The 6952-nt window shown below is 60.4% G+C and carries 4 protein-coding genes; all 4 read right to left on the reverse strand.

All coding sequences use genetic code 11. From position 1 onward, the window contains the following. Positions 1-11: 11 nt before the first annotated feature. Entirely contained in the window at positions 12-1961 is a 1950-nt protein-coding gene (locus tag H2O77_RS14765; protein WP_215823434.1) for an EAL domain-containing protein, read from the reverse strand. A 66-nt stretch (positions 1962-2027) separates the two neighbouring features. After that, positions 2028-3335, reverse strand: coding sequence for a TolC family outer membrane protein (locus tag H2O77_RS14770; protein WP_279836844.1), 1308 nt, complete (start codon positions 3333-3335; stop codon positions 2028-2030). Positions 3336-3368: 33 nt separating this feature from the next. Beyond that, complete coding sequence (locus H2O77_RS14775; RefSeq protein WP_153636505.1) at positions 3369-4751, reverse strand: HlyD family type I secretion periplasmic adaptor subunit; 1383 nt, start codon at positions 4749-4751, stop codon at positions 3369-3371. After that, positions 4744-6918 carry a type I secretion system permease/ATPase gene (locus tag H2O77_RS14780; RefSeq protein WP_240548629.1) on the reverse strand — a complete coding sequence of 725 codons (2175 nt, stop codon included), beginning with the start codon at positions 6916-6918 and terminating at the stop codon, positions 4744-4746. Before H2O77_RS14780 ends, H2O77_RS14775 begins: the two co-directional genes overlap by 8 nt. Positions 6919-6952 lie beyond the last annotated feature (34 nt).

Consider the following 6952-nt stretch of genomic DNA (forward strand, 5'->3'; position numbering starts at 1 on the left):
CTGAATGTCACTTAGCGAGGCATATCTTCTGCTGGATTGGCGAGCCTTGCCATGACATCGACTGCCGGTGACACGAAGCCCTGATAGCCATCTGCGCCCAGCGACATGGCCCGCTCCTGATCCGCCTCGGACTCGACGCGGGTCACGATGACCTGCGACTCGACCTGATGCGCGGTCATGCACAGACTCTGCAACAGCTCGGTGTCGACATCTTCGCGCTTGAAGAACGCCTGGTCGATCTTGACGTAATCAGGCCGCAGTGCCGACAGATAGCTGAGCTCCTTCAGCTCTCGGGCGAAGCGGTCGATGCCGCCCCGCGCCCCCAGACGACGAGCATGTCGGAACAGCATCTTGATACGCTCCTGATGCCTGAGGGCGATGCTTTCGGACACCTCGATATCCAGACGCTTGCACAGGCGCGGATGCGCCGCCAACCAATTGAGCAGACCAATATAACGGGCTTCATCGTCGAAGGTTTCTTCGGTCAGGTTGAGCGCCAGCCTGGGCACTTCAATCCGGTCGATATAGGACGCCAGCCACTCCAGAGCGCGCAGATCGAACTGCGCCCCCATGCGGAAATGGCGAATCACGGGCAGGAAATCACCCGCACGATGCAGTTCATCACCATCGCGCAGACGGGCAAACAGCTCGCGATGGAGCTCACCACCATCGTTGAGCAACACCGGCTGGGCAACGAAGTCGAGTCCCTTGGGGGAATCCAGGGCCTTTTCGATGATCTCGCGCCACTCGCCTCGCGGACGCGCACGCCCACCCGCAGGGGCCAGTTCCACGCCCGACCCTTGCTCGATGGCCTGACGAAGCGTGGCATCTGCAACGGCATACATCTGGGTGCGCTGCATGCCCGGCTCACGCCGAACGGCGCCAAGAGCACAGTTCTCCGGCGGAGTATCCACCAGCGGATTGGCATCCAGCAGATTGTCGATGTCCTCCGCCAATAGCGTGAGAAACTCCTGAAGCCGAGTCTCGTCGGTTTCAGGCAGCAACAGGCCGAAATCACTATTGGCCAGACGCGCGGCAATGATCGCCTCACCCGCCAGTTCGCGATCTTCCAGCTTGCGCGCGATGGCTTTCACCAGGGCGTCACGCCCCTTGTAGCCCTGCTCGCGATACACCACCTCGATATGCGACACGCGCAGCAGCGCAAAGCTGCCCCCCATTGGCTCACTCAGCCACTCATCGACCGCTCGATTCAAATAGCCGCGGTTGCCAAGCCCCGATACCGAGTCTTCTTCCGCCTGGCGCTGCAGACGCGCCAACTGCGCGGCCTGAGCCTCGAACTGGGTCTGCAGGCGCTGTCCCAGACGATTGACCGCCGAGGTGATGCCCTTGAGCTCCGCCACGCTGGTCTCTTCCAGCGGCGCATCGAAGCGCTGCGTCTCCATCTCATTGAGGCGAGACGAGAGACGCTCCAGCGGGCGCAGCAGACGACGCATGACCAATGAGGCAATCAGCAGCGTGATCAGGCCGCCGAGCAACAGCCACAGCGCCAGACGCTTGGCCAGCTGCCAGAGCTGGTCATAGCCCTGGGCAGATTCGCCGGTCAGGCTGATCGTGCCCAGAGACGCCCAACCACCCGGCAGCTCGCGGCTTGCCGATTCCACCGGCATGGGGATCAGGTCGCGAAACCACTGCGGGGCCAGACTCTCGCGCACGACATTGAAAGCGATGGGTGTCGCGATGGCCACGCTCTCCAGCCTGGCATCGCGCACATGACCACCATCCACCGTGGCACGTATCAGGGCTTCGGCACTGGCGGCATCGCCAAGTTCTACATGTGGCACCAGCGCGAGACTCAGGCTCTGGGCGAGATTCGAGAGTTCGACGCGTTGTCGTTCGGCCAATGCATCACGGGTGTTGTTGACCTGGATGAAAAAGATACCGAGGGAGAACCCCAACAATACCAGCAACATCAAGGTAAACAGGCGGCGCGAAAGACTCATCTGATTTCCTCATCAACCATCAGCATGGCAACGGCGCATCCAGGGTGCGGGAGCGCCGTGGGTGGCTTAGCCCTGTTGTTGGACGGGGACGGCAACACTCATGGAATCCAGCAGAGCGCCGGTCGCCGACAGCAGGCGATAGTTGGCGGTTTCCAGATCAAAACGGGCGCGAATCAGGTTCTGTTGAGAGGTGAACAGCTCACTCTCGCTATCCAGAAGGTCCAGCAATGTGCGGCGCCCGATATCGAATTGCTTGCGATAACTCTCGCGGGTATCGGTCGCGGCACGCACATAACTTTCCAGGTAATCGATCTGGCGCTTGAGGTTTTCGCGGGCATTCCATGCCAGACGAATCTCGTCACGCACATCGCGCATCACGCGATCATTGTCGTGCTCGACCGCTTCGAGTGCTGCCTGACGACCGCGGATCTCGGATTGATCACGGCCGCCACGATACAGGTTGTAGCGCATGACCAGTTCGACGCTCCAGTCGTCTGACTTGCTCTTGTCCTGATCATAATCATTGTCCAGCGTGCGATTGCCCTCGAGACTGAACTCGGGGTAGTTATCGCCCTTCTCGGCATTCACTTCATGGCGTGCAGCATCAATGGAGACCCGCGCTGCCGCCAACAGCGGGTTGCGCTGATTGGCCTGCACGTAGGCGCTCTCGACATCCTCGCTGAGCAGGCTGGTGTCGATGCCCGGCATGCTGAGGTCCGACGGCATCTCGCCCACCAGACGCAGATAGGCAGAGCGGGAATCCTCGAGATTGTTGATCGATGACAGCACGCTGGCTTCGGCATTGGCCAGACGTCCATCCACCTGACGCACGTCACTGCGCGCACCAAGGCCGGATTCCGCACGCCGCCCGATATCATTCGAGATACGACGGTGAGCCTCGAGATTGGCTTGTGCATACTTGAGAATCAGCTCATCACGCATGACCTGCAGATAGGCACCGGCCGTATCCAGCGCGATGTCATTGGCCTCGGCCGCAACCTGCAGGCGCTGGTAGTCAGCCTCTGTCTCGGCCTGGCGAATGCGCTCGATTGTCGTGTTGCCGTCCCAGAGCAGCTGACGGATGGTCAGATCAAGGCGCGTGTAATCGTGCCAGTCGTCATCGTCATTGACGCCGTCATCTTCCGAGTCGAACTTGCCATAGCCCAGACGACCGGTCAGATCCACCGTCGGGCGATACGCCCCGCGCTGGGTTTCCGCTTCTTCGAGTCGCTGGATGTGACGTGAAACCTGAACGCGCGTGCGCGGGTTTTCCATTACCGCTCGGGATACGGCCTCTTCAAGAGTCGCAGCCGAAGCCTGAACGCCAAACCCCATCCCTGCGGCGATGCTCAACGCCAAGAGTGTCTTTTTCATTATGAGTTACCCTCGAATCCATCAAATCCTTGATCAACGTTCACGCAAGGCACCTTGCCTGGCGCGCAGAATCGGCTTCATCAGATATTGCAGTACGGTCTGATTGCCAGTGATCACATCGACACTGGCCTGCATGCCCGGGATGATCGTGAGCGGATCCGAGTCACTGCCAAGGTGGTTCTGCTCCGTCAGCACCTTGATCTCGTAGAAACTGTTGCCTTCTTCATCCTGCACAGTATCCGCACTGATCTGATCGACCTTGCCTTCCAATCCACCGTAGATGGTGAAATCGTAGGCAGATAACTTGACGACGGCCGGCTGTCCGATTCTCAGGAAGCCGATGTCCTTGGGAGCGACTCGCGCCTGAACCAGCAGCTGATCCTCGATGGGAACAATCTCCATCAGGTCTTCCCCGGGCTCGATGACGCCGCCTATGGTATTGATATTCAGCGTCTTGATGGCGCCCTGAACCGGAGAGGTCACCAAAGTACGATCGAGTCGGTCCTGAAGACTGGTGCGCCCCTCACGCAAGCGACCCAGATCCGCCTGGGTCTTGGCGAGCTCTTCCGCGGCACGTGAGCGGAATTCCTGCGCGACGCCGACCCGATTCGAGATGGCCTCATCCAGCTCCGATTGCTTGCCCGGCACGGCCAGACGCGCCGACTCAAGATCACCCCGCAGGTCGTTGACCTCACGCTGGATCTTGAGAAGGTCCACCTGAGAGACCACGCCTTCACGCACCAGCGGGGCCGTCATGCCGAGCTCGCGACGTGACAGTTGATAGCTGCGCTCGAGACTGTTGATGCGCGATCTCAACTCACGCAACTCCTGCTCCTTCTGCAGAATCTGTTCACGCGCGCCATTGAGGCCACTGTTGAGCTGATTCAGATGCGTGCGATATGCCGTCATCGCACGCGACACCAGAGCGGGACTGCGTGCCTTGAATTCTTCGTCGAAGGGCAACTCGATATTCTTCACGCTCACCTGATCCTTCCAGGCATCCGCGGAGGCGTTGACCTCGATGGAATCAAGCTCGGTGTCGTACTGCATGATGGTGGCCTGCAGGCCATCGAGGGTCGAGACACGCTCGCGCAGATCGGAACCTGCACTGGTGTCGTCGATGCGCAGCAGTGGCTCCCCCGCCGAGACGACCTGACCTTCCTTGATATAGATCTCGCGCACGATACCGCCTTCCAGGTTCTGGACGACCTGCAGGTGCGTCGAGGGCACGACCTTGCCGGACCCGCGCGTGACGACCTCCAGACTCGCCTGGCTGGCCCAGATGATGAAGATGACCACGAATGCGAGCACCATCCAGATCAGGATGCGCGACTTCCAGGGAGTCGCCAGCAACACGGCCGAGCTGACATCGTCGAGATGGTGAAGGTCACGCTGCTCAATCGGTGCCTTAGCCACGATTCACCTCCTGCTTGCGCCCGGCGACACGGCCTTCATTCAGGGCGCTCAGCACCTGCTGCTTGGGACCATCGGCGACGATGCGCCCTCCTTCCATGACGATGACGCGGTCTACCACGTCGAGCATGCTGCTCTTGTGGGTGACCAGCAGCAGCGTCTGGCTGCGTGGCAGGGACTTGAGCATTCTGCGCAGGCGCAGCTCGGCGCGGTTATCCATGTGCGACCCGGGCTCATCGAGCAGCAAGAGCGGAGGACGCATCAAGAGTGCGCGTGCCAGCAAGACCGTCTGACGCTGACCGCTGGAGAGCATGCGCCCACCCTCACCCACCTGACGGTCCAGTCCTTCAGGGTGATGACGAGTGAATTCGGTCACACCGGAGGCATCAGCCGCGAGGTCGATCTGTACGTCACTGGCGTGTGGTTGGCCGAGGGTGATGTTGTCGCGAATGGAGCCGAAGAACAGTGAACTGTCCTGGCCCGCATGACCGATATGCCGACGTACGTCGGCGGGATGCAGCTGATTGAGATCCAGTCCATCGATTCGAACGCTGCCCGCCGTGGCGCGATACAGGCCAGAGACAAGACGTTGCAAGGTACTCTTGCCAGCACCGATACGCCCGATGATCGCGATCCTCTCACCTGGGTTTATTTTCAATGAGATATCCGACACGGCAGGCGGCGTATTCGGCGCATAGGCAAAGCCGACGCGATCGAATTCAATGCGCATCTGCAGGTGCTCGCGGTGAACGTAACGACGATCTTCCGACTCTTCCGGCAATGCCATGATCTGCTCAAGCGCACTCATGGCACTGCGCGTCTGGCCGATGCGCGTGATCAGCAACGCCAACTGCCCCAGCGGCTGCAACGCACGCCCGGACAGCATGACCGCGGCGATCAAGCCACCGACAGACAGGCGTGCATCCGCGATCAGATAGACCCCGAACACGACCAGCGCCACCGTAGTGGCCTGTGTCAGCGACATGCTCAACGAGCTGACAGAGGTCGTCAGGTTGCGGCTTTTCACCCCCCAATGCGCGATCTGCCCGACGGCGCGTTCATACCGGCGCTGGGTTTCGCCCTGAGCATTGGCCAGCTTGAGGCTCTCGAGGCCGGAGACCGCTTCGACGAGGCGCGCATTGCGCTCCGTCGCCAGGCGCGACCCCTGCTCGATGCTGCTGCGCAGCGGTTTCTGGATCGCCAGACTGTAGACAAGCAGGATCACGAGCGCGGCGAATGGCACCAGAACCAATGGCCCAGCCACGATCCAGATCACCAGCAAGAACAGCAGGGCAAACGGCAGATCGACCAGGGTGGTCAGGGTCGCGGAGGTAAAGAACTCGCGAATCGAATCGAACTCCTGCAGGTGCTTCACATAGCCACCGACGGAGCCGGGGCGCGCTTCCATCCGCAGGTTCATGGTCTTGGAGAAGAGCTTCGAGGTCAGCAACACCTCGGACTTCTTGCCGGCCGTGTCCATGAAGTAGGCACGTGTCTGGCGCATCACGAAGTCGAACACCATGATGATCGCCATACCCGTCGCCAGGACCCACAGCGTGTTGAAGGCCAGATTGGGCACGACCTTGTCATAGGCGTTCATCACGAACAGTGGCGATGCCACGGCAAACAGGTTGATCAATATCGACGCCAGAATCACGTCACGATAGATCGGCCGCGACAGCTTCAGCGTTGACCAGAACCAATGGCCATCACCCTGCTTGAGCGTTTCCGGTGCGCGTTCATCAAAGCGGTGCTCCTGCTTGAGATAGACGACACGCCCATCATGACGCTCAGCCAGAGACTCGATGTCGACCAGCTCATCACCATCGGCCTCAGGCTGATGAATCCTGGCCTTGCCTGCGTCGTTGTCGACCTCCAGCAAGACGACAGCACGCTCTTCCTTGAGTATGAGAATGCACGGCATCAGCATGTCGCTGATGGCCGTGATCTGCTGGTTGACCAGTTTGGCACTCAGATTGGCACGTGCCGCGGCACGACTGACAAGCGCCAGGGGAAGACGGCCTTCCTCCATGGGAAGGCCATCGACCAGCACTGCTGCAGATCTGGGATTGCCGTGGTATCGCGCCATGAAGACCAGCGCATTGAGAAGGGGGTCGCCCTCCCTCTCGCCAACAGGCTCCGGTCTTAATGGCGTGGGTTGATCGCTCAACCTGTCCTCCTTAGTAGGGCACTTCGCAGATGTC

This window comes from Cobetia sp. 4B, assembly GCF_018831605.1.
Lineage (GTDB): Bacteria > Pseudomonadota > Gammaproteobacteria > Pseudomonadales > Halomonadaceae > Cobetia > Cobetia amphilecti.